We start from the raw sequence: 21,862 nt of genomic DNA, 5'->3' as shown, positions 1-21,862 counted from the left end.
GCCATGAAGGACACACCGGGGGGCCGGAGCGCAGCGACCGGGGGGAGCACACCCGGCCCCGTGGTGATCTTCGGTGGGCGCAGCGAGATCGGCCTGGCCTTGGCCGAACGGCTGGCACCCGGGAACACGGTGGTGCTGGCCGCCCGGCGGGCCGACCGGCTGAGCGCGCAGGTCGCGGCGCTGCGGGCCGCGGGTGCGGCCGACGTGTTGGTCCGCGAGTTCGACGCCGACGACACCGCCGCGCACCCGGCGCTGATCGCCGCCATCGAGGCGCAGGCCGGTCCCATCGGGACGGCGGTGCTGGCGTTCGGCATCCTCGGTGACCAGGAGCGTGCCGAAGCCGATCCGGCGCACGCCGTCGCCGTGGTGCACACCGACTACGTCGCCCAGGTCAGTCTGCTCACGGTGCTCGCCGCGTCCATGCGGACCCGCGACAGCGGGCGGCTGGTGGTGTTCTCCTCGATCGCCGGCGCCCGGGTACGTCGGGCCAATTATGTGTACGGGTCGGCCAAGGCGGGCCTGGACGGGTTCGCGTGCGGTCTGGCCGATGCGCTGCACGGCACCGGGGTCCGGCTGCTGATCGTCCGGCCGGGATTCGTCATCGGCCACATGACCGAAGGCATGGATCCGGCACCGTTGTCCAGCACCCCCGACCAGGTGGCCGAAGCGGCGGCGCGGGCGCTGGCCCGCGGTAGATCGGCAGTGTGGGTGCCGTGGCCGATCCGGCCGTTGATCTTCGCGACCAGGTTTGTGCCGCAGGCGATCTGGCGGAGGATGCCGCGATGAGCAGAGGACCGGGCGGGATCGTGGTGGTGGGCATCGGCGCCGACGGCATGGCCGGCCTGTCGCCGCGCTCGGCCGACGAATTGCGCAGCGCCACAGTGATCTACGGTTCGCCGCGGCAGCTCGCGTTGCTCGACGACAGCGTGACCGCGCAGCGCCGGGAGTGGCCGTCGCCCATGCTGGCGGCTCTGCCGAAGCTGTTCGACGAATTGCCCACCGTGCACGTGGTGGCCTCCGGGGACCCGATGCTGCACGGCATCGGCGCCACCCTGGTCCGGGTCTTCGGCACCGACGCGGTCCGGGTGCTCCCGCACGTGTCGTCGGTCGCGCTGGCATGCGCCCGGCTGGGCTGGTCGGTGCAGGACACCGAGGTGATCAGCCTGGTGATCGCCGACCCGGTGAGCGCGGTGCGCCGAGGTGGGCAGGCAGTGGTGCTGTCCCGCGACGGTGGCACGCCGGCGACGCTGGCCCGGCTGCTCGCCGAAACCGGGCGCGGCTCCTCGGAATTCACGGTGCTCGAGCACCTCGGCGGCCCGGGGGAACGGGTGCGACGAGGTCGTGCCGATGAGTTCGATGAGGCCGTCGACGATCTCAACGTCATCGCGGTGCGCTACCTCCCCGACGACCGACGCTCGCACGCGCTGCCCGACGCCGAGTTCGCCCACGACGGACAGATCACCAAGCAGGGCATTCGGGCCGTCACGCTGGCTGCACTCGGGCCACGGCCGGGGGAGTTCCTGTGGGATGTGGGCTCGGGGTCCGGCAGCGTCGCGATCGAGTGGTGCCGCAGTGCGCCGGGCTGCGGGGCGGTCGCGTTCGAGCGTGACGCGGAACGTCGGCTGCGGATCGCCGACAACGCGCGCGCGTTCGGCGTCCGGGTGGACGTCCAGTTCGACGCCCCGGAGTCCTTCGACTTCACACCGCCGCCGTCGGCGATCTTCGTCGGTGGCGGCGTGACCCAGCCCGGCCTGTTGCAATCCTGTTTCGACCGGCTGCCCGCGGGCGGGCGGATGGTCGTCAACGCCGTCACGGTGGAATCGGAAGCTCTTTTGACTCAGTGGTATTCGGAGAAAGGCGGCGAGTTGCGGCGCTATCAGCACTACCAGGGCGGCGCAGTGGGCGGGTTCACCGCGTTCCGCCCGGCCTACCCGGTGACGCAGTGGTCGGTGAGCAAGCCGTGACGGTCTATTTCATCGGTGCCGGGCCAGGGGCCGCCGACCTGATCACCGTGCGGGGCCAGAATCTGCTGCAGCGCTGCCCGGTCTGCCTGTATGCGGGTTCGATCATGCCGCAGGATCTGCTCGCACTCTGCCCGCCGGACGCGAAGATCATCGACACCGGCCCACTCACCCTGGCCCAGATCATCGACGAACTGGTCGCGGCCGACCGCTCCGGCCTGGACGTGGCTCGGCTGCATTCCGGCGATCCCTCGATCTACAGTGCCCTGGCCGAGCAGTCCCGACACCTGGACGCACACGGCGTGCGTTACGAGATCGTGCCGGGGGTACCGGCTTTCGCCGCCGCCGCGGCGGCGCTGGGGCGTGAACTGACCGTGCCCGGGGTCGCACAGACGGTCACGCTGACGCGGGTGTCGACGCTGTCGACGGCGATGCCCGAGAAGGAAACGCTGACGGCATTGTCGATGCCCGGCAACACGCTGGTGCTGCACCTGGCCGCGGCGCAGATCGACACGATCGTCGAGGATCTGACCGCCGGCGGGTTCACCACCGAAACACCCTGTGCCGTCGTCGCGTTCGCCAGCTGGCCGACCCAGCAGGTACTGCGCGGCACCCTCGGTGACGTGGCCGGTCAGATGAAGGACGCCGGGATCACCAAGACGGCGGTCATCTTCGTCGGTGATGTGCTGGCCGCGGAGGGCTTCACGGACAGTTACCTGTATTCCGCCGGGCGCCGGCGCGGGAGCAGGCACTAGTGCGCGTACTGCTGTTGGGCGGCACCGGGGAGGCCCGGACGCTGGCGGCGCGCTTGCACCCCGGCGTAGATGTCATCAGTTCACTGGCCGGCCGGGTGCCCGACCCGGCTTTGCCGGTGGGTGAGGTGCGGATCGGCGGGTTCGGCGGGGTGGCCGGGCTGACCCGCTGGCTGCGCGACTCGCACGTCGATGCCGTGGTCGATGCCACCCACCCGTTCGCCGCCACCATCACCGCACATGCCGCGCGGGCCTGCGCCGAGACCGGGCATCCGTATCTGGTGCTGGCCAGGCCCGCCTGGCCCACCGGGCGCGCCATCGTGGTGGGATCCGACACCCGGGCCGCCAACTCGGTTGCCGAGCAGAACTTCTCCCGGGTCTTCCTGACCACCGGGCGCACCGGCACCGCGGCATTCCAGGCCGTCGACGCGTGGTTCCTGATCCGTGCCGTCACCGCCCCGGAGCCGCACACGCTGCCTCCGCGTCATCGACTGCTGCTGTCCCGCGGACCCTATGACTACGAGGGTGAGCTGTCGCTGCTGCGCGAGTACGCGATCGACGCGCTGGTCACCAAGAACAGCGGCGGCGCGATGACCGAGGCGAAGATCAGAGCCGCAGAGGCCGCGAACGTCCCGATCATCATGGTGGACCGCCCCCCGTTACCCGCAGGGGTGCGCACGGTGGCCACGGTGGATGAGGCGGTCGACTGGCTGGCAGCGCTGCCATCAGTCCGGCATGCGCCGCACCAGGGTTGAGGTTCGCTCGAATCCGTCGTCCGACAGCGAGAGCGACAACATTGCCGGCGCGTTGGCGGCATTGAGGCGGGTGAGAACGTGACCCGGCAGGAGTTCGATCGCCGTTGTCACGCCGAGTTCCGGGGCCAGCCGGGTGGCGTCGTACCACTGCACCGGCCGTGCCACGGACTTCGCCAGGTCGTCCAGCACGGCGTCCGCGGTACGCACGGACCGGCCGCCGATATTGGTCAGATACCGGGCCGATGGAACGCGCCGGGGTAATTGCGAGAGATGGTCCGCCATCCGGCGCGCCGTGCCGGCCTGCACCGGGCAGTGGGAGGCGACCGCCACGTCGAGCATCTCGAAATCGGCCGCTCCCGCGATTTCGGCGGCGGCAGCGGCGTCGCCCAGCGCGGCGCGCGAACCGGCCAGCACCGTCTGGGTGGCGGTGTTGACGTTGGCCACCCACACCTCGGTGTGCAGCCGTTCCGTCAGCTGACGGACCGCCCGGGTGGGCAGACCGATGACGGCTGCCATACCCCAATCGCCTTCCGCACAAGCCACTTTCATCAGGTCGCCCCGCAACCTCACGGCCGCGAGGGCCTCCGGCAGCGTCAACACCCCGGCGCAGACCGCCGCGGCGAACGCCCCGACCGAATGCCCTGCCACCACCTGGGGTCTGAGCTCGTAGTCGTCGCCGAGGGCGCGCGCGCAGGCGACGCCGGTGATTAGCAGGGCGATCTGGGTAGCTGTCGTGTCCCGGAGAACGGCTGCGTCGTCGAGGTTCACCGGCAGACCATGGGCGTCCACCCAGGCCAGTGCTTCGTCGAGGACGGCTTGTGCCGAAGAGCATGCCGGGAGTTCGCCGAGCATGCCGCAACGCTGGGATCCCTGTCCCGGGAAGAGGAATGACAGACTCACCACATCACCGTGGATCGCGGGACCAACCGCGGTCCGCCGGCCGTACGGATCAAGACATCGTCGCCGCCGGTGACCAGTTCTGCCAACGCCACGGCCCCCGAGTGGGTCTCGACCTGGCAGTCGACCCTGACGTTCAGGCGGCTCAACTGCTCATGCACCTCCCGGAGCCGGCCCGGTGGCAGCACCTGGCCCCTTGCCGGGCGTACCACCACGTCCAGGTCGCTGCTGGACGTCACGACGGGACTGCCGGTAGCCAACTCGAATCCCACGCTGCCGGTCGGGCCCCACTCGAGGTCCCCGAAGATCGATCGCACAGCCGGCACGGCCTGGAGAGCCGCCACCTGGCGGACCGGTGTCGCCGCCGAGAGTGCCTGAGGCGTCACGGTTTCGGATGCCATGCACCACGGAATGGTCCAGGCGTGACGCTGTGACCGGTCGGTGCCGCGGATACCCACCGCGATGCGAGCCGCGGGCACCTCGGCCCTGCGCACCACGACCCACGGCACGCCGGTTATGGCCCGCACCGCCCACGCCGGTGCCTCGGCCGGCAACAGCTCTGCCGCACCGGGGCTCAGCCGGAGCAGATCGTGGGGGAGTGCCGAGGTCAGTTGTTCCACTGCGCGTCCAGTGCCGCGCGGACGGCGCGCGATGCCCGGCGTGTGGTCGTCGCTGTTACCGAATCGAGTCGGTTGGCGAGGTCGCGGCCGCCCGCTCGGGCGCGTGCGACAGCGTCGTAGACGGCTGCCGCCACTGTCGCAACATCGCTCGGTGTCGGATCGTCGGCATCGCCTACGGGCAGCAGACCGTCACAGAAACCCAGGGTGGCCCAGTCCGCGATGCGGTAGCTCAGCGGCGCGATCGTGGTGGCGAGCTCATCGAGCTCGCCGACCGTCCGCATGGTGATGCGTGCCGCGGCCTCCTTGTGCATCGCGTGGATTTCGACTCCCGGGTCGTCGAGCGCGAGGATCTGATCGGCCTGCAATCCGTGTGTCAGAAACCCGCCCGACAGAGCGGTTCCGACCACGAGCGCCACGATGGGATGTCCTGCGGTGCGGGCGCTGTGATAGGCGTCGACGGCCGCCGCCATGGCTTGGTGCAGACCTGCCATCTCTTCGACACGGCCGTAAGCCTGGCTCGGCAGATCCACCACCGCCACGATTGCGCGTTTGGCGGTGTGCGCACGGTCTTGTCCGACGATTTCGCGCACCGCCTGTGCCAGCGCCAACGATTCGGTGAGTCCCACTTGTCCCTCGCGAGCGCGGTGGTAGGGATTGCCCGGATCGGGGACCACCGCCAGATAGCACGCGGTCGGCGTCGCCGCCGACAGGACCGACGGGATGACCTGGTGCGGTGCGACAGTGCCGCTGAGCGCGGCCAACCACGTACGGCCTCGAGTAGCCGGGCCGGTGCGCCGCCCCGGCGCGCGGGTGTGCCCTGGCACGGTCGCATATGCGCTGCCCCAGAGTTCGCGCAGCGCAGCAGGTTGCGGTGGGTGCGCAAGGTCCAGGGTGGCCAGCCGTGAGCTCAGGACGTCGAGGCGTTGGCTGCGGTGGCTGCCGGGTGTTCCCACACCGTCGGCGATCGCCTCGATCACCTGGCGGCGTATCAGGGCGACATCGTCGGGCACCAGGGTATCGGCCAGGCCCGTGCCGACGCGTTGCTCACCACCGTCGACCGCCCAGATCAGGGCGTGGTCGCGGGAATCGAATTCGGCGACACCGCCTTCCTCTTCGATGACGGCGGGACCGTTGAGTCCGATCCGGGATTGTGGTGTGACGATGAGACGGGTGCACAGTCCCGCGGCGATGCTCATCCCGCCGAACGAGCCGACGGTCCCGGCGACGACTCCGATGACAGGGGCCAGTGGCCGCAGATCGAGTACGGCCGAGCAGATCTCGGCCACGGCGTTGAGTCCCAGGTTGGCCTCCTGGAGCCGGACCCCACCGGTCTCGAACAGGACGACGGCAGCGGTCGGCGTGCCGGCGCGGGAGTCGGCGGCAGCGTGCAGCAGAGCTTGGGAGATCTTGGCCCCCGACACCTCGCCGATGCCTCCGCCCTGGAAGCGTTGATCGATCGCGGCGACCACGGCTGGGTGACCGTCGACACTGCCCTTGACGATCACCACACCGTCATCGGACTGGGGCGTCACCCCCTGGGGTTCCAACCACGGCGACTCGAGGCGATCGAAGGGGCCGGCCAGCACGCGCGCTGTTCCCGGGTCGAGGAGTTCGGTAGCACGGTTCAGCGCATCGAGTTCGATGAAGCTGCGCCGGGCCAGCAGTTGTTGCCAGGTCTGCCCGACCAGCACGGAGGTGCCGTTCACGACGGTGCACCATCGGCGGCTGCCGCCTCGGCGGCCTGGCGCAGACGCAGGTTCACCACGCCCGGGGTGGCACCGAAGTCGTTGAGTTCCCAACGCCCGCCCAACTGTGCGCGGGTGAAGAACCGCTCCAGCACGTCATGCCACACTGCATCGAAACCGTTGACGCTGGTGCGAACCCGCACCACCGCAACATCGGCGGGGTCGTCGCCGGCCGGCGGTTGCAGCAGGATCTCCAGATCACCGGACGCGACCACCCCGACGTGCACATCGTGTGAAGGGACGCGCGTGGTGCCGAACCGGTAGGTCACATTCTGCATGGTGTTTCGGTCCTTTCCCGCATGCCATCGAGGAACAGCGCGGCGGACAGCAGATCCGCGCTACCACCGGGCGACAGCCGGCGGTCCCGGCACATCCGATCCAGTTCGACGAAGTGCCTGCGGCCCGCGGCGGTACGAATACCGCCGGCCGCAAGCACGGCGCGGGCACTCGACTGCACGGCGTACAGGCCACCGGCGCCGCCACGGTGCAGGATGCAGGTGTCATCCAGTTCGGCCATCAATGCCAGTAGGGCCTCCAACCGTGCGGTCTGCTCGTCGGCACCTGCCGCCCGCGCGGCCAGCAGGGCCGGCAGCGCATACCGAACGACGTTCGGAAACCCGTTCTTCGCTTCGCCTTTCGCCCCGGTGACGCCATAACGACGGCCGGCTGCCGCACCATGGGAGGGTGTGGCGATGAGATCCCGGTCGGGCAGTGCCGCCAACTTCGCGGCCACGGCAGCCGGGTCGCGACGGTCCGCGGCGACACCCGCGCACAGCAGGCCGAGCGCCCACAGGGCACCGCGGTGGGTGTTCACCCCTCCGGTGGCGGTGAGCATCGCGGTCTCTCCGGCCCGCCCGATGGCCCCGATGCGGGTGCGCAGGTCGACGTCGATGGCGACAGACCGTGCGGCCTGGGTACACGCGGTGAACGCAGCGCGCAGCGCTTCGGCGGAGACGTGCAACATCGCGAGGTTCATGTCCGTGTGCGCACCGGGTCCGCGCCGGTCCACCAGTCCCGGCTTCGGGGTCAGGTCGGCCTCGGCACTGATCGCGCCGACCGCGAGATCGGCGATCGCTTCATCGGTGAGAGGGGTTGTGCGGCTCGCTGTTTCCACGGTCATGACGGTCACCAATCCCGGAACTGTGCGGGCGGGTCGTACAACCCACCGGACCAGGCGACCAGATCTTCGATGCTCCGGGCCGCCAGGAGCGACCTGTCGGCGAGGCGCGTCTCGACCTTGAGGTCTTCGGGTAAGGCCACCAGGCCATCCCTGCGCAGGTCCTCGACGCGGCGGGCATCGACGGTGCGACCCACTGGCGTGACCCCGGCGACCGCAGCCAGCGCCGCCCGGCGGTCCTCCAGCGAGGCGGCCTTGTACAGGTAGGCAACGCCCTCCTCGGTGACCACGTGGGTGACGTCGTCCCCGTAGATCATCACCGGCGGCAGCGGCATTCCGGCCTGCTTCCCGACATCGATCGCGTCGAGGCTCTCGACGAACGTCGGAACACCACCGGCCCGGAAGGTCTGGGCCATCTGCACCACGAGTTTGCGGCCGCGTCGGCCGGCGCCCTCGCCGTGGGCGAGGTCCAGCCACGCCGCCGAGGAGTGCCGGCGACCGTGCGGATCGTGGCCCATGTTCGGGGCGCCCCCGAAGCCGGAGAGCCGGCCGTCGGTCACCGTGGACGAGTTGGCATCCCGATCGATCTGCAGGGATGACCCGATGAACATGTCGATCGCATATTGACCGGCGAGCTGGGCGAGCACACGGTTGGAGCGCAGCGACCCGTCGGCGCCGGTGAAGAAGACATCGGGTCGTGCCGCCGCATAGCGGTTCATACCGGACTCGCCCCCGAAGCTGTGGATCGAGGCCACCCATCCCGATTCGATGGCAGGTATCAACGTGGGGTGTGGGTTGAGCACCCAATGCCGTGCGATGCGGCCCTTGAGCCCGAGCTGTTGGCCATAGGTCGGCAACAACAGTTCGATCGCCGCGGTGTCGAATCCCACGCCGTGGTTCAGCGAGACCACCTGGTGCCGCTCGTAGACGCCTCGGATCGCGATCATCGCTTTGAGGATCTCCACCGGCCCGATGTGGCGGGGGTCGCGGGTGAACAGCGGCTCCAGGTAGAACGGCCGGTCGGCCTGCACCACGAAGTCCACCCAACTTCCTGGGATATCCACCCGGGGAAGCGCATCGCGGTCGACGATCTCGTCGGCCTGGACGATCACCACACCGTCGTGGAACGCGGCAGCCTCGGCGATGGTCGGGGTGTCCTCGGTGTTGGGGCCGGTGTACAGATTGCCGTCCGCATCGGCGGCCGACGCACACAGCAACACGACATCGGGTGTGAGGTCGACGAACATGCGGGCGTAGAGCTCCACGTAGGTGTGTATTGCGCCGATGGTGACCGCGCCGTCTTCGACCATCTGGGCGATGCGCACACTCTGCGGGCCCGCGTACGCCAGATCGAGTTTGGTGGCGATACCACTTTCGAAGAGGTCGAGATGCTCGGGTCGTGATACCGAGGAGATCAGCATGTGCAGGCCGTACAGCCGCGCCGGATCGCATTGGGCCAGGGTCCGGGACAGAAAGTCGGCCTGCTTCTGGTTGTCACCTTCCAGTGCCACCCGGTCGTGCGGCCGGATGACCTCGTGCAGGACATCTTTGAGACGTTCTGCCTTGATCACTTTGCCGACGGCATGCGCGGCGCCCGCGCGTAGCCGGACGGCCTTCGCGGCCCGGCGGGTGTCCCAGTCACCCACCGGCGGTGTGGTGTTCATCCGGTCACCGAATCGGCCGCGGCGACGATCACGGCTGTCACCGCATCAGGATGGGAGATCAGGGTGAGGTGCGAACCACCGATGAAATCGGTGACGACGGACTTGGCGCGGGCCGCCATCGCGTGCTCGGAGGTGGGCGTGATGATCTGATCGCCGGTGCTGATGAAGTACCACGACGGGATCGTCTTCCACGCCGCGTAGCGCGCAGGTGTGTCGAACGCGGCGGTGGAAGCGGCGCGCTGCGTCGCCCAGAGCCGATGTGCGATATCGGCCGGCAGGTCGTCGCCGAAGTGCTTCAGGAAGATGTCCTCCTTCAGGTACAAGTTTGCCGCTCCCGGCGGCGCACCGGGATAGGCGACCTTGTCGAAAAGGTCGTTCGCCGGTTGTTGATTGAGGGCTGAGTCGGCCCCACTGAGCGAACCATTGGTCTCGCCGACGTCCGGAGCCGCCGCGTCGACATACACCAGCGCTTTCACATTGGGCATCCCCTCGGCGGCCTCGGTGATCACCGATCCGCCGTAGGAGTGTCCCACCAAAACGACCGGACCGCTGATCGATTTCAGGAAATCAGCGACGGATTCGGCGTCGGTGGTGAGGTTTTCGAGCGGGTTGGCGATGGCCCGGACGGGATAGCCACGTTGTCGCAGTCCGGTGACCTCACCGTCCCAGCTCGATGTATCCGCCCAGGCGCCGTGCACCAGCACGATCGTCGGTTTTGGTTCGGTGGGCTCGGCGGCCGCCGGGATCGCGGATGTCACTGCACTCACCAGCATTGCGCCGCCCAGGAGAGCGGCGAGCCTGCCGGTGCGGCGTACGGTTCCAAACATCAGGTTCTCTCCGATCCGGTGCGGTGTCATCACCAGGGGACCGGGCCGTGTGCCGAGAAGTACCCACCGGTGGGTCCGTCGGGGGAGATCTGCGCCATCTCGACGATGATCCGTGCCCCCTCCTGCACCGTCTGAGTTCCGGTGTGGCCGTTGAGGTCGGTGTCGGTGTAGCCCGGCTCGACGGCGTTGACGCGCATCCGGGGGAACTGCTTGGCGAATTGGGTGGTGATCATGTTCACCGCCGACTTCGACGCGGGGTAGGCGACCCCGGGATAGAAGTAGGTCGGACTGTCGGACGAGTTCGCCAGGCTCAGCGATCCGAGGCTGCTGCTGACGTTGACCACGACGGGCGCCGAGGACCGACTCAGTAGCGGCAGGAACGCGTGCGTCACTCGTACGATGCCGAAGACATTGGTGTCGAACACTTCTCGCATATCGGCGGCCGTTACGTCGGGGGCACCGACGATCCCGTTGTCCGGACCGCGGCCTTCGATTCCGGCATTGTTGACAAGGACGTCGAGGCCTCCCAGCTCCGCGACGAGGTGTGCAGCAGCACTGACCGATTCGTCATCGGTGACGTCGAGTTGCACGAGTCGCGCGCCGAGCCGCTGGGCGGCGTCCTGGCCGCGTTCGGCGTCTCGGCTGCCGATGTACACCGTGTGGCCCGCCTCGATGAGCTGGCGTGCGGTCTCATATCCCAGCCCCTTGTTGGCGCCGGTGACCAGTGTGGTGGTCATGGTTGAATCTCCTGTTCTGGAGTGGCATGCAGCCAGTGGAACGCCTCAGCAAGCAGCGCGTCGACCGATGCCGGCCGGTCTTCGCCCGGCATGTCCGGGTTGACGTCGTATCCGTTGGTGTCGAAGTAGTAGGCCAGCATCCGGTAACTGGCCGGTAGTGCTGCCAGCTTGTGACGATCGAGGGGTATCACGTCACCCGGTATCACGGGCGTCAAGGTGTCCCGTTCGTAAATCGTTGACAGATCGCATATTCCGAATCGTCTGTCCCGCCGTTCCAATCGGTAGATGCCGCGAGCGAAACTGACGAGGTCAGCGTCTGTGCCGTGCAGCGTGATACGGAACTCGATCGCCATGGGCATCGATACGACCGCGCGGGAACCGTTGCGGTACACGGTGGGTACCGAAAGTCGGTGGCGGGACCGGTCGCCGCGGGATGCCATGTCCCGGGACGCTACGGTGAAGTCGCGACCGCTGCCGGTGAACCACATCGAACGCACCCACGAGTCGCCGTGGTAGCAGTCGGCCATCTGATCCCACCAACCACGATCGCGCCCTTCCCGCTCGCGGGCCACAACCTGAACGACGTCTGTTTCCACGACGACCTCCTGTTCGCCGGCGCTCCGACGGTCGGGTGCGCCGCACTCAAGTCTGGAAGGCCCTGCGCGGATACGGGTACGTCCACCCCATCCTGGGTACTGGCAAACCCAGTCTTGGCTATTCTGTGCGGATGACCGGCCAGAATGCGCTCGGCGAATACCTTCGGCTTCGGCGCGGCCGGGTCAGACCCGAAGACGTTGGACTCGTACCGGGGCCTCGGCGACGGGTCGATGGGCTACGCCGCGAAGAACTCGCAGCGCTGGCCGGTGTCAGCGCCGACTACTATCTGCGGATCGAGCAGGGCCGCAATGCCAACCCGTCCTCGCAGATCCTGGACGCGTTGGCCCGCGCGTTGCGCCTCGACGCTGCGGCCACCGCGCACCTGCACGGCCTTGCCCGTGATGATCGCCGCACCCAGACAGGTCCTGAGGTGGTCGGTGACGATGTCGTCACGTTGCTAGACCAACTGTCGGTGCCGGCGTTCGTGGCGGGTCGGTGTCTGGACTGCCTGGCGTCCAATGCGCTGGCGCAACAACTCTCACCCAACTTCGTGCCAGGACACAATCTGTTGCGTCAGCTGTTCACCGATCCCGCCGAACGGGAACTGCACATCGATTGGGACGATGCCACCGCCGGCGTGGTCGGCGGACTGCGCCAAGGCGCCGGCGGTGAGTCGATCGACCCGCGGATGCAGTCGCTCGTCGACGAATTGTCGGAAAGCAGCGAGCGGTTCCGGATCTTGTGGGCGCGAGCCGATATCGGCTATCGCCGGGCCGGGACCAGTCACCTGCGTCATCCCCGGGTCGGCGAACTCAATCTGCGTCGCAATAGATTCGGCATACCCGACTCAGACGGTCAGCACCTGCAGACCTATCACGCCTTGCCGGGTACCGAAACCGCCCGAAGGCTGGCAATGCTCGCCGGCCCCGCCACGCCCCACTAGATCAGCGCCAGCGTGTCCAGTTCGCGGATGGCCGCACACGAGCGCTTGGCCATCGCCAGCATCATCTCGTCACCGCGGTCGGTCGAACTGGCGAACGCCGTCCCGAACGCGATGATCAGCGGGGCTTGCACCATACCCAGTCGGTAGTCGCGCCAACATGTTTCGCGGTCGTAGCCGGCGACACCGAGCGTGACCAGCTGCTCGTGGTACACGTCCACGAGCTGCGCTTCGGTCTCCGCTCGGATCCGCGGGTCCAGGCTCGTCGCGGTGAAGTAGGCCAGGTCCCGGGCCGGCAGCCCGGACCCCAGCGTCTGCCAGTCCACGATGGTGATCGCGGTGTGGCCGGGATCGAAGAGCATGTTGTCCAGCCGGTAATCGCCGTGCAGCAGTGCGAACCGGTCGGGTTCGGTCAGCAGCCACGGTGTCACCACGGCCAGCGACGCAGCCAGCGTCTCGCGGTCGGCCGCGGTCATCCGGTCACCGAGTTTGTCCAGCGTGATGCCGCTGGCCATCTTGGCCACCGCGCCCATCCCGGCCGCCGTATCGGCATCCGGTCGCGGCATCGCGATGCCGGGGAAGTCGGACCATTTGTGGTCACACCAACTCGGCGCGTGCAGGCCGGCCAGCGCGCGCGCCGCGAGCAGAGCGTCGGCCGCCGAGCAGCCGGCGATCTGGTCACCCTGCTGGGCGGGCGCCAGGTCGGCCAGCAGCAACGCGAATTCCGCGCCGTCGTCTTCGATCTCGCAGAAATAGCTGTGCGGCAACGGTATCGAGACCAGATCGGCGACGTCGTTGTAGAAGGCGTGCTCGGACCGATAGCCGATGGCGACGCGGTCGCGGACGGTGTCGTCCTGGGATGGCAGCTTGATCGCGAAGCTCGCGGGCAGGTCTGCCTGGGACGCCGCGTCGTCGTAGCCGACCGAAAGCCGGTAGGTCGCACCGGTCTGGCCGGTGCCGATCGGGCTCACCTCGACGGTGCGCACCTGAGCGCCGAGCACCGAACCGAGCCAGGCCGCCGTCACGTCATCGGGATTCCGCGGGATCACGAGCGGACAGTAAACCGGCTACTGACACATGTCAACGACTGTCGACAAGCGTCAGCCAGGGTAGTAACGCGGTGTGAAGACCCGGTCACCGTGCCACTGCGTCTGAGACGAGCCGATGATCAACATGCACCGCATGTCCACCTCGGCCGGGTTCAGCTCGCCCAGCGTCACGACGCGCACGTTCTCCTGCGGTCCCGCCACATCCCGGCCTATCACCACCGGAGTGCCCGGATCGCGATGCTCGAGCAGCAGCTCCCGCATCGCGCCCACCTGCCAGGTCCGGGTCTTTGAGGCCGGGTTGTACACCGCGATGGCCATATCGGCGGCCGCCGCCGCGCTGATCCGTTTGGCGATGATGTCCCATGGCTTGAGCCGGTCGGACAGCGAGATGACCGCATAGTCGTGTCCGAGTGGCGCGCCGACCCGGCTGGCCACCGCTTGGGCGGCGGTCATCGCCGGAATCACCCGCACCGGCACGTCGGGCCAGGCCTTGGCCTCCTCCAGCACCGCGGTGGCCATGGCGAACACGCCCGGGTCGCCCGAGGAAACCACCACCACCGCCCGGCCCTGCTGGGCCAGTTCGCAGGCCAGCCGGGCCCGCGCCGGTTCGTCGGTGTTGTCACTGGGGTGCCGGGTTTGCCCGGCGCGGGTGCCGACCCGGTCCAGGTACGGGGCGTAACCGATCAGGTCCGTGGCGCCGGCCAGCTCGCGGCGCGTCTGTGGGGTGATCCAGTCCAGATCGCCGGGCCCGAGCCCCACCACCGCGACGCTGCCGCCCGGGCGGGGCGCCGCCGCCTCGCCGGGCAGCATCACGATCGAGAAGTAGGGGACCGAGGCCTCGTCGACTTCGCCGGCGCCGAGCACCCGCTGCTGATCGGTGCTGGCACGCTCCACGTAGAACGCCCGGTCCAACCTTCGGGTAGCCGAAAGTGCTTGCCGGACTTCCGGATACGACTTGCCCAGCTTCATGATGACGGCGGCGTCGGTATCGGCGAGGCGGCGGGTGAGCTCTGCGGCGGGCAGGGTGCCGGGCAAGATGGTGAGCACCTCGTCGCCCTGCACCAGCGGGATCCCGGTGGCGGCCGAAGCCGCACTCACCGACGTCACCCCCGGCACGATGACGGCGTCGAAGCGCTCGGTCAGCCTGGTGTGCATATGCATGTACGAGCTGTAGAACAACGGATCGCCCTCGGCCAGCAGCGCCACATCGCGTCCGGCGTCCAGATGCACGGCGATCCGCTCGGCGGCCTCGGCGTAGAAGTCCTCCATCGCACCGGCGTAACCGCCCGGATGCTCGGTGGTCTCGGTGGTCACCGGGTAGACCAGGTGCTCCTCGAGCTGACCGGGGCGCAGGTACGGTTCGGCGATGCGGCGCGCGATGCTGCGGCCGTGCCGGGCGCTGTGATAGGCCACCACGTCGGCCGCACCGATCAGTCGAGCCGCCTTGACGGTGACCAACTCCGGGTCACCGGGGCCCAGGCCGACGCCGTACAGGGTTCCTTTGTTCAGCACTCGCGTTCACTCGCAATCGCATTCACCGCGGCGGCCGCCATCGCGCTGCCGCCCCGCCGGCCCGTCACCACCAGATAGGACATCCCCCGCGGCCGAGCTATCAGTTCGTCCTTTGACTGCGCCGACCCGACGAATCCGACCGGGCCGCCCAGCACCGCGGCCGGTACCGGGGCGCCTTCGTCGATCAGCTCCAGCAGCCGGAACAGGGCCGTCGGTGCGTTCCCGATGGCCAGCACCGCGCCGCCGAGGCGGTCGGCCCACAGGTCGACCGCGGCCGCCGACCGGGTGCTGCCCAGCTCGGCGGCGAGTTCCGGTGCCCGCGGATCGGCGACCAGTGACACCACCTCATTGCCGGCGGGCAGCCGGGACCGGGTGATACCGGCGGCCACCATCGACGAATCGCACAGCACCGGAGCGCCTGCGGCCAGCGCGGCGTGGGTGCGGGCCACCACGTCGGCCTGGAACGCGACGTGCTCGCCGAGATCGACCTGCCCGCAGGTGTGGATCAAGCGCACCACCATCCGTGACACGTCGTCGGGGAAGCGGGTCAGATCCGCTTCGGCACGAATGGTCGCGAACGATTGCCGGTAGATTTCCGCGGCGTCGCGGACGTAGTCGAGCACCCGATCACCCTACGGTCGGCGTCCCACATAGCCGCTGCCGGTGGCCACCAGCACGTCGGCCCCCGACGGGCTGCCGCAGGCCCGTGGGCAGCCGACGTAATGCCGATGCCGCCCTGCCGTGCCGTCATCGAGCGCCGCCGTGGCGTCGGCGCGCACATCGGAGAGAGATTTGTCACACCCGGGGGAGCCGGTGCAGGCGCTGATCCGCAGCCACGGCGAGTTCTCGTCGAATACCAACCCCAGCGGCGCCAGCACCCGCAGCGCGGTATCGGCGACGCCGTCATCGAGATCGCAGATGAGCACCGAACGCCACGGGGTGATGATCAGCGGCGCCTCGATGGCGGCCAGGTACTCGGCGACCCGTGCCCGCAGCACACCCAGCGGCACCACGGCGCCCAGGCTGATCCGGCCGTCGTCCTGGCCGATCCAGCCGACCGGTGGTGTGCCGATGGCAGGGAACGGCGCGCCGGTGCGCGCACCGTCGAGCAGCACGGTGGGATGGCCGAGTTCGGCCACGCGCCACGCGGTGCCCCGGATCCGGACGAACCGGCGGGCGACCGCCAACAGCGTCGACACCACCTCGCCGATCGGGATGCGCACCCCGCTGTCCCGACCGGCCAGGATCACGGCAAAGTTGTCGGCACCGACGGCGTGCACCCCGACATCGGGCGCCAATCCGGCGACATCACCCCTACCGTCGTCGAGAGCAAACAGAAACCGCCCCGGCAGTGCGGCCAGCTCGGGAGCCGCGCACAGGGCCGCATCCAGTTCGGCCACCTGGGCCCGGATATCGATGCGGCCGCCACTGCGTCCGGCCAGTGGTGATGCCACGATATTGCGCACCCGCTCGTGGGTGGGCGACGGTAACAGCCCGGCCCGGGCCACCGCGTCGGCCACCGCGCCGGCATCGGTGACGGCGCGGATCTGGATGTTGCCCCGCGAGGTGAGTTCCATTGCCGGCGAACCGAACTGATCGGCGGCCTGGCCCAGGGCGGTGAGCGCGGCCGGGGTGATCATGCCGCCGGCCAGCCGTATCCGAACCAGCGCGCCATCGGCGGCCCGGTGCACCTGGAGTGCACCGGGACACGCGTCGTCGTCGCGGATCCGGGCCATCCTCCTACCGTACGACGTAGGTACCCCGGCCGGAGTCAGCTGGCCAGCCGTACCGGGCTGACCACCTCCGAGTAGCGCGAGGCGTCCCCGGCCACCGCCCGGCTGGACCGGCCGGACACGTCGACCGGGATATCACCGGCCAGCGTCACCCGGCTCAGGTACCTGAACTGGTCGTCGTAATCGGCGACGGCGTAGTGCTGGGTGGCCCGGTTGTCCCAGACTGCCAGGTCGCCGGGCGCCCACGTCCACCGAACGGTGTTCTCCAGCTTGGTGACCCGGGCCTGCAGCAGGTTGAACACAGCGGCCGACTCGGTGGTGCCCAAACCGAGGAAACGCTTGATGAAGTGCCCGAGCAGCAACACCCGCGCTCCGGTCTCGGGGTGCACCCGCACCACCGGATGCTCCGTCTCGAAATACTCGGAGACGAACTCCTCGCGGTATTCGCGGGTGTTGTCCGACAGCTTGTCCAGGTCGGCAGCGGCGTCCGACGCGTAGTCGTACTGGTTGGTGTGCACCGCCCACAGGTTGTCCACTAGCGCCCGCAGCGGGACGGGCAGCTGCTCGTAGGCGGCCTGCGTGTTCGCCCACACGGTGGTGCCCCCGTACTCGGGCAAGGTGACCGCGCGCAGCAGGGACGCCTTGGGGATCCGGTCCACGAAGGTGACATCGGTATGCCAGCTGTTGGCCTTGTCGTAGCGCGAGTCGATCGGCAGGATGTGCGCGCCGCGCGAGGTCACGGTGGGATGCGCACCGGTCGGGGTGCCCAGCAGCCCGGCGAACGCGAGCTGGCCGGCGTCGTCGAGGTGGTCCTGACCGCGGAAGAAGATCACCTTGTGCGTCAGCAGCGCATCGTTGATCGCCGAAACGGTGGCGTCGTCCAGGTCGGGGGACAGTCGGACGCCGTCGATGCGGGCACCGATATTCGCACCCAATTTCGTGACAGTGATCGAATTGCGAGGGCTCATATCTCTATTGCGCCAGCCGCCGGACTTCGCGTAAATGGTTTGGCTAGCGCAGATCGGAATGACCCACGCGGCCGGCGAAGCCCCAGTTCAACGGCGCACCAGTCGACACGGATGTGAGGTGGATCACTCGCCCGGAATGTTGTCTGGTGCCGCACAGAATGCCGACGGACCCCAATTCGGGACGTAGATTTCAGCGAGAAGAAAGGGGTGACCAAAATGGTTTCACTCATCGCCATCGGAATCGGCGTCGCGCTGGTGTTCGGTGCCCTCGCCACGCCGTATCAGGATTCGTGGTACGGCCGCTGGAGCCGCTCGGAGCGCTGATTGCCCCTCAGGTCCGGGCCCGGATGGGCGCCGACCCGACAGCGCAGGTCGTGCGGTACGAATAGACCGTGCCCACCGTACTGCTGCTGTCGACGTCCGACACCGACCTGATCACCGCCCGCGCCTCCGGCGCGGACTACCGGTGGGCCAACCCGTCCCGACTGCTCGAAGACGAGCTCGACGCCGAGCTCGCGGGCCTGCTCGACGGGGTGGACATCGCGATCGTGCGCATCCTCGGCGGCTACCGCAGCTGGCAGCGCGGGATCGATGCCGTCATCGCCGGCGGTGTCCCGGTGATCGTGCTGTCGGGGGAGCAGACCCCCGACGCCGAACTGATGCGGCACTCCACCGTGCCGGCCGGGGTGGCGGTGCAGGCGCACATCTATCTGGCCCAGGGTGGCACCGAGAACCTGCGCGGCCTGCACGCCTTCCTCTGCGACACCCTCCTGATGACCGGGTTCGGCTTCGAGCCGCCGGTCACCATTCCCACCTGGGGCGTACTGGAACGCCCTGACACATCGTCGGGCCCGACCGTGGCGGTGCTGTACTACCGGGCCCAGCACCTGGCCGGAAACACCGGCTACGTCGAAGCGCTCTGCGATGCCATCGACGGAGCCGGCGGAAAGGCCCTGCCGGTGTACTGCGCCTCGCTGCGCACCGCCGAGCCAGAGTTACTGGAACTGCTGGGCACCGCCGACGCCCTGGTCACCACGGTGCTCGCGGCCGGCGGAGCGGTTCCCGCGACCGTGGGCGCCGGTGGCGCTGATGACAGCTGGAACGTCGCACACCTGGCCGCGCTGGATATCCCGATCCTGCAGGGGCTCTGCCTGACCAGCTCGCGTGCCAGGTGGTCGGACAACGACGACGGCATGTCCCCGCTGGACGTCGCCACCCAGGTGGCGGTGCCCGAGTTCGACGGTCGCATCATCACGGTCCCGTTCTCGTTCAAGGAGATCGACGACGAGGGCTTGATCACCTACGCCGCCGACCCGGAACGCTGCGCCCGGGTGGCCGGGCTGGCGGTGCGGCACGCCCGGCTGCGCCACATCGCCCCCGCCGACAAGCGGGTGGCGCTGGTGTTCTCGGCGTATCCCACCAAACACGCCAGGATCGGCAACGCCGTCGGGCTGGATACTCCGGCCAGCGCGGTGGCCCTGCTGCGCGCGATGCGCGAGGCCGGCTATCAGATCGGCGAGGTTCCCGGCGTCGACGCGCAGGACGGTGACGCGCTGGTGCACGCGCTCATCGAACGCGGGGGACAGGACCCCGACTGGCTGACCGCAGAAGCCCTGGAGGCCAACCCGATCCGGGTCTCCGCGGCCGACTACCGGGCGTGGTTCGCCACCCTGCCCGCCGATTTCTCAGCCGCCATCGTCAAGCACTGGGGCCCGCCGCCCGGTGAGCTGTTCGTCGACCGCAGCCGTCACAAGGATGGCGAAATCGTCATCGCCGCAATGCAATCCGGAAACACCGTGCTGCTGGTGCAACCGCCGCGGGGGTTCGGTGAGAATCCGGTGGCGATCTACCACGATCCGGATCTGCCGCCCAGTCATCACTACCTGGCGGCCTACCGCTGGTTGGACGACGAATTCGGCGACTCGTTCCACGCGGATGCCGTTGTACACCTGGGCAAACACGGCAACCTGGAATGGCTGCCCGGCAAGACGCTCGGCCTGTCCGCCGGCTGCGGGCCCGACGCCGCGCTCGGTGATCTGCCCCTGATCTATCCGTTCCTGGTCAACGATCCCGGCGAGGGCACCCAGGCCAAACGCCGCGCCCACGCCACCCTGGTCGACCACCTGATCCCGCCGATGGCGCGCGCCGAAACCTATGGCGACATCGCCCGGCTGGAGCAGCTGCTCGACGAGCATTCCAACGTCTCGGCGCTGGACCCGGCCAAACTGCCCGCCATCCGGCAGCAGATCTGGACGTTGATGCGCGCGGCGAAGATGGATCACGACCTGGGCCTGGAGGACCGCCCGGACGAGGATTCCTTCGACGACATGCTGTTGCACGTCGACGGCTGGCTGTGCGAGATCAAGGATGTCCAGATCCGCGACGGTCTGCACATCCTGGGCCAGGCCCCCACCGGGGAAACCGAACTCGACCTGGTGCTGGCCATCCTGCGCGCCCGCCAGCTCTTCGGCGGCGAGCACACCGTGCCCGGTCTGCGCCAGGCACTGGGACTCGCCGAGGACGGCAGCGCCGACAAGGCGACCGTGGACGCGGCAGAGGCGCGCGCCCGCGAACTCGTCGCTGCGCTGCAGCGCAGCGGTTGGGACGCAGCGCATGTCGACACCATCACCGATGATCCGACGGTCGCGGCCATCCTGCGGTTCGCCGCGGAGGAGGTGGTACCGCGGCTGCGCGGCACCGACGGCGAGATCGACGCGGTGCTGCGGGCCCTGGACGGCCACTACATCCCGGCCGGGCCGTCCGGCTCACCGCTGCGCGGGCTGGTCAACGTGCTGCCCACCGGGCGCAACTTCTACTCGGTGGACCCCAAGGCCGTGCCGTCCCGGCTGGCCTGGGAAACAGGTGTGGCGATGGCCGATTCACTGCTGGAGCGCTACCGCACCGACCATGGGCGCTGGCCGGCCTCGGTCGGCCTGTCGGTGTGGGGCACCTCGGCGATGCGTACCTCCGGCGACGACATCGCCGAAGTCCTTGCGCTGCTGGGTGTCCGGCCGGTCTGGGATGATGCGTCGCGGCGGGTGGTGGACCTGGAGCCGATCGCGCTGACCGAACTGGGCCGGCCCCGTATCGATGTCACCGTCCGGATCTCGGGGTTTTTCCGGGACGCCTTCCCGCACGTGGTCACCATGCTCGACGACGCGGTGCGGTTGGTCGCCGGCCTCGACGAGACCCCCGAAGACAACTACGTGCGGGCCCACAGCCAGGCCGACCTCGCCGAGCATCGCGACGAACGCCGCTCCACCACAAGAATTTTCGGCTCCAAACCGGGCACGTACGGGGCCGGTCTGCTGCAGCTGATCGACAGCCGCAACTGGCGCGACGACAACGACCTCGCGCAGGTCTACACGGCCTGGGGCGGGTTCGCCTACGGCCGCGACCTGGACGGAGCGCCCGCCGCCGACGACATGAACAAGGCGTATCGCCGTATCGCGGTGGCGGCCAAGAACACCGACACCCGCGAGCACGACATCGCCGACTCGGACGACTACTTCCAATACCACGGCGGCATGATCGCCACCGTGCGGGCGCTCACCGGGGCGGACCCGGCGGCCTATATCGGCGACAACACCCGGCCCGACGCGGTGCGCACCCGGACCCTGAGCGAGGAAACCACCCGGGTGTTCCGCGCCCGGGTGGTCAACCCGCGCTGGATCAACGCCATGCGCAGGCACGGCTACAAGGGGGCCTTCGAAATGGCGGCCACCGTCGACTACCTGTTCGGCTACGACGCCACCGCCCATGTGATGGCGGACTGGATGTACGAACAGCTGTCCGCCTCGTACGTGCTGGACCCGGAGAACCACAAGTTCATGGCCGAGTCCAATCCGTGGGCGCTGCACGGCATGGCCGAACGGCTGCTCGAGGCGGCCGGCCGGGGCATGTGGGCCGCGCCCGAGGCCGACACCCTGGCGGGGCTACGCCAGGTGCTGCTGGAAACCGAAGGCGATCTCGAAGGCTAGATTCACCT

The 21,862-nt window shown here is 68.9% G+C and carries 20 protein-coding genes; 6 read left to right on the top strand and 14 right to left on the bottom strand.

The annotated features are described in order from the left end of the window. The first annotated feature begins 3 nt into the window (after positions 1–3). From ACXPWS_RS17075 to ACXPWS_RS17060, 4 genes are read left to right on the top strand one after another with little or no spacing between them, the layout of a single operon-like run. The gene (locus tag ACXPWS_RS17075; RefSeq protein ID WP_458707803.1) at positions 4–786 is read left to right on the top strand and encodes an SDR family NAD(P)-dependent oxidoreductase; all 783 of its coding nucleotides are present in this window, start codon (positions 4–6) and stop codon (positions 784–786) included. Further along, positions 783–1,964 (top strand): precorrin-6y C5,15-methyltransferase (decarboxylating) subunit CbiE, encoded by a 1,182-nt coding sequence (gene cbiE / locus ACXPWS_RS17070; protein ID WP_458707802.1) that lies wholly within the window; start codon positions 783–785, stop codon positions 1,962–1,964. Before ACXPWS_RS17075 ends, cbiE begins: the two co-directional genes overlap by 4 nt. Then, positions 1,961–2,716, top strand: a complete 756-nt coding sequence (gene cobM, locus ACXPWS_RS17065) for a precorrin-4 C(11)-methyltransferase (RefSeq protein ID WP_458707801.1) — start codon at positions 1,961–1,963, stop codon at positions 2,714–2,716. Before cbiE ends, cobM begins: the two co-directional genes overlap by 4 nt. Further along, on the top strand, positions 2,716–3,468 hold the full coding sequence (locus ACXPWS_RS17060) for a cobalt-precorrin-6A reductase (protein ID WP_458707800.1): 753 nt from the start codon (positions 2,716–2,718) through the stop codon (positions 3,466–3,468). Before cobM ends, ACXPWS_RS17060 begins: the two co-directional genes overlap by 1 nt. Here the strand turns inward: ACXPWS_RS17060 and ACXPWS_RS17055 are convergent. The 9 genes from ACXPWS_RS17055 to ACXPWS_RS17015 are packed head-to-tail and all read right to left on the bottom strand — an operon-like array spanning position 3,439 to position 11,671. Beyond that, entirely contained in the window at positions 3,439–4,368 is a 930-nt protein-coding gene (locus ACXPWS_RS17055) for an ACP S-malonyltransferase (protein ID WP_458707799.1), read from the bottom strand. The two genes, ACXPWS_RS17060 and ACXPWS_RS17055, sit on opposite strands and share 30 nt — an antisense overlap. Then, on the bottom strand, positions 4,365–4,985 hold the full coding sequence (locus tag ACXPWS_RS17050) for a malonate decarboxylase holo-ACP synthase (protein ID WP_458707798.1): 621 nt from the start codon (positions 4,983–4,985) through the stop codon (positions 4,365–4,367). Before ACXPWS_RS17050 ends, ACXPWS_RS17055 begins: the two co-directional genes overlap by 4 nt. After that, positions 4,973–6,691, bottom strand: a complete 1,719-nt coding sequence (mdcD, locus tag ACXPWS_RS17045) for a biotin-independent malonate decarboxylase subunit beta (RefSeq protein ID WP_458707797.1) — start codon at positions 6,689–6,691, stop codon at positions 4,973–4,975. Before mdcD ends, ACXPWS_RS17050 begins: the two co-directional genes overlap by 13 nt. Next, positions 6,688–7,008, bottom strand: a complete 321-nt coding sequence (mdcC, locus tag ACXPWS_RS17040; protein WP_458707796.1) for a malonate decarboxylase acyl carrier protein — start codon at positions 7,006–7,008, stop codon at positions 6,688–6,690. Before mdcC ends, mdcD begins: the two co-directional genes overlap by 4 nt. Continuing rightward, a complete protein-coding gene (locus ACXPWS_RS17035) occupies positions 6,996–7,850 on the bottom strand; it encodes a triphosphoribosyl-dephospho-CoA synthase (protein ID WP_458707795.1) in 855 nt (284 codons plus the stop codon). The genes mdcC and ACXPWS_RS17035 overlap by 13 nt, the downstream gene beginning before the upstream one ends. Before the next feature lie 5 nt (positions 7,851–7,855). Next, positions 7,856–9,511 (bottom strand): malonate decarboxylase subunit alpha, encoded by a 1,656-nt coding sequence (gene mdcA / locus ACXPWS_RS17030; RefSeq protein ID WP_458707794.1) that lies wholly within the window; start codon positions 9,509–9,511, stop codon positions 7,856–7,858. Further along, positions 9,508–10,338 carry an alpha/beta hydrolase gene (locus tag ACXPWS_RS17025; RefSeq protein ID WP_458707793.1) on the bottom strand — a complete coding sequence of 277 codons (831 nt, stop codon included), beginning with the start codon at positions 10,336–10,338 and terminating at the stop codon, positions 9,508–9,510. Before ACXPWS_RS17025 ends, mdcA begins: the two co-directional genes overlap by 4 nt. Before the next feature lie 29 nt (positions 10,339–10,367). Then, positions 10,368–11,075, bottom strand: a complete 708-nt coding sequence (locus ACXPWS_RS17020) for an SDR family NAD(P)-dependent oxidoreductase (RefSeq protein WP_458707792.1) — start codon at positions 11,073–11,075, stop codon at positions 10,368–10,370. Further along, positions 11,072–11,671 carry a nuclear transport factor 2 family protein gene (locus ACXPWS_RS17015; protein WP_458707791.1) on the bottom strand — a complete coding sequence of 200 codons (600 nt, stop codon included), beginning with the start codon at positions 11,669–11,671 and terminating at the stop codon, positions 11,072–11,074. Before ACXPWS_RS17015 ends, ACXPWS_RS17020 begins: the two co-directional genes overlap by 4 nt. A gap of 131 nt (positions 11,672–11,802) precedes the next feature. On the opposite strand from ACXPWS_RS17015, the gene ACXPWS_RS17010 reads away from it, so the two are divergent. Next, a complete protein-coding gene (locus tag ACXPWS_RS17010; RefSeq protein WP_458707790.1) occupies positions 11,803–12,615 on the top strand; it encodes a helix-turn-helix domain-containing protein in 813 nt (270 codons plus the stop codon). On the opposite strand, the gene ACXPWS_RS17005 is transcribed toward ACXPWS_RS17010, so the two are convergent. Genes ACXPWS_RS17005 through ACXPWS_RS16985 form a run of 5 tightly spaced genes read right to left on the bottom strand, consistent with a single transcriptional unit; the run spans position 12,612 to position 17,874 of the window. After that, positions 12,612–13,661, bottom strand: a complete 1,050-nt coding sequence (locus ACXPWS_RS17005) for a phosphotransferase family protein (RefSeq protein ID WP_458707789.1) — start codon at positions 13,659–13,661, stop codon at positions 12,612–12,614. The genes ACXPWS_RS17010 and ACXPWS_RS17005 overlap by 4 nt on opposite strands. 51 nt (positions 13,662–13,712) lie before the next feature. Then, positions 13,713–15,173 carry a precorrin-2 C(20)-methyltransferase gene (locus ACXPWS_RS17000; RefSeq protein WP_458707788.1) on the bottom strand — a complete coding sequence of 487 codons (1,461 nt, stop codon included), beginning with the start codon at positions 15,171–15,173 and terminating at the stop codon, positions 13,713–13,715. Beyond that, entirely contained in the window at positions 15,167–15,796 is a 630-nt protein-coding gene (locus tag ACXPWS_RS16995; RefSeq protein WP_458707787.1) for a precorrin-8X methylmutase, read from the bottom strand. The genes ACXPWS_RS17000 and ACXPWS_RS16995 overlap by 7 nt, the downstream gene beginning before the upstream one ends. Positions 15,797–15,805: 9 nt before the next feature. Then, positions 15,806–16,909: a precorrin-3B synthase gene (cobG, locus tag ACXPWS_RS16990; protein WP_458707786.1), complete on the bottom strand. Its 1,104-nt coding sequence runs from the start codon at positions 16,907–16,909 to the stop codon at positions 15,806–15,808. Positions 16,910–16,944: 35 nt separating this feature from the next. Next, the gene (locus ACXPWS_RS16985) at positions 16,945–17,874 is read right to left on the bottom strand and encodes a TauD/TfdA dioxygenase family protein (RefSeq protein ID WP_458707785.1); all 930 of its coding nucleotides are present in this window, start codon (positions 17,872–17,874) and stop codon (positions 16,945–16,947) included. A gap of 392 nt (positions 17,875–18,266) precedes the next feature. On the opposite strand from ACXPWS_RS16985, the gene cobN reads away from it, so the two are divergent. After that, the gene (gene cobN / locus ACXPWS_RS16980; RefSeq protein WP_458707784.1) at positions 18,267–21,854 is read left to right on the top strand and encodes a cobaltochelatase subunit CobN; all 3,588 of its coding nucleotides are present in this window, start codon (positions 18,267–18,269) and stop codon (positions 21,852–21,854) included. Positions 21,855–21,862: the final 8 nt, after the last annotated feature.

The organism is Mycobacterium sp. BMJ-28 (genome assembly GCF_054404835.1).
This window is presented reverse-complemented; position numbering and strand designations above follow the sequence as displayed.